The organism is Staphylococcus sp. GDY8P85P, assembly GCF_017892405.1.
GTDB classification, from domain to species: Bacteria; Bacillota; Bacilli; order Staphylococcales; family Staphylococcaceae; genus Staphylococcus; species Staphylococcus borealis.
Genome location: NZ_JAESLA010000080.1, coordinates 1 through 1,826 on the forward strand (window position 1 = coordinate 1; position 1,826 = coordinate 1,826).

Below are 1,826 nucleotides of genomic sequence, written 5' to 3' on the forward strand. Positions count from 1 at the left end.
TTGTCGTTAAAAACATTGTACCGTAAAAGGACTGTTATATGGCCTTTTTACTTTTACGCAATTATACGGACTTTATCAAAGGAGGTAATAGCTATTTTAGCTATTAAAGGGAGTAGTCTGTCCTTTTTTAAACTAAACAATGATATAAAAACAGTTGCCGGAGCTTTGCCTCTACTATGGATAAGTTTAAAACAAGATCATCAACATACTTGTTTTATGTAGTGAAATATGCATATTTGTATGTTTTGACTTTCGGCACCGGTAATTTTTATCTGTGTTTTTTTTGTGTGCAAAAAGAAATTGATTCTTAGGGACTGCTACTCCTTTCCAATTATTCTAATTACCACTAGAGCAAATTGTGAAAGGATGAAAGAAATGAATTTTAATAATAAAACAAAGTATGGTAAAATACAGGAATTTTTAAGAAGTAATAATGAGCCTGATTATAGAATAAAACAAATAACCAATGCGATTTTTAAACAAAGAATTAGTCGATTTGAGGATATGAAGGTTCTTCCAAAATTACTTAGGGAGGATTTAATAAATAATTTTGGAGAAACAGTTTTGAATATCAAGCTCTTAGCAGAGCAAAATTCAGAGCAAGTTACGAAAGTGCTTTTTGAAGTATCAAAGAATGAGAGAGTAGAAACGGTAAACATGAAGTATAAAGCAGGTTGGGAGTCATTTTGTATATCATCACAATGCGGATGTAATTTTGGGTGTAAATTTTGTGCTACAGGCGACATTGGATTGAAAAAAAACCTAACTGTAGATGAGATAACAGATCAAGTTTTATACTTCCATTTATTAGGTCATCAAATTGATAGCATTTCTTTTATGGGAATGGGTGAAGCTCTAGCCAACCGTCAAGTATTTGATGCTCTTGATTCGTTTACGGATCCTAATTTATTTGCATTAAGTCCTCGTAGACTTTCTATATCAACGATTGGTATTATACCTAGTATCAAAAAAATAACCCAGGAATATCCTCAAGTAAATCTTACATTTTCATTACACTCACCTTATAGTGAGGAACGCAGCAAATTGATGCCAATAAATGATAGATACCCAATAGATGAGGTAATGAATATACTCGATGAACATATAAGATTAACTTCAAGGAAAGTATATATAGCTTATATCATGTTGCCTGGTGTAAATGATTCTCTTGAGCATGCAAACGAAGTTGTTAGCCTTCTTAAAAGTCGCTATAAATCAGGGAAGTTATATCATGTAAATTTGATACGATACAATCCTACAATAAGTGCACCTGAGATGTATGGAGAAGCAAACGAAGGGCAGGTAGAAGCCTTTTACAAAGTTTTGAAGTCTGCTGGTATCCATGTCACAATTAGAAGTCAATTTGGGATTGATATTGACGCTGCTTGTGGTCAATTATATGGTAATTATCAAAATAGCCAATAGTATTGAACAAGGTATATAGCTGATATAATAAGGTGAATTTTTAAATAATATTAATGCAATTAATATTATTTTGATAACTCAATTATGCTAGTATTTTCTTCAAATATGAATGGACTACTGGGTGGAAGATAATTAACTAATCTGTATTCTTCTAATTTGAAATGAATAAGTTTCAAAGTACTAAGATATAGGATTAGTCATCCATTTTTTTTAAATCAGTTTAACTAGATGTTTTGTTTGTCGAATGACAAAAAACTCTTATTTAGTATAAATGAATAGATAATCCTTCCAATAATAATTGGGAGGATTTTTTATTCTCCCTAAATACAAATGTAAGTTAATGAAATATATACTTGAAGATGTTTATGGCATTCTAAAAATGAGTCAAGTCCAGACTCCTG

At 31.0% G+C, this 1,826-nt stretch carries 2 protein-coding genes; both read left to right on the forward strand.

The genetic code is table 11. The features are described from left to right. Positions 1 to 222: a hypothetical protein gene (locus tag KA828_RS13010; protein WP_481906434.1), complete on the forward strand. Its 222-nt coding sequence runs from the start codon at positions 1 to 3 to the stop codon at positions 220 to 222. A gap of 153 nt (positions 223 to 375) precedes the next feature. Further along, entirely contained in the window at positions 376 to 1,425 is a 1,050-nt protein-coding gene (gene cfr, locus KA828_RS13015; RefSeq protein ID WP_001010505.1) for a 23S rRNA (adenine(2503)-C(8))-methyltransferase Cfr, read from the forward strand. The last annotated feature ends 401 nt before the right edge of the window (positions 1,426 to 1,826 follow it).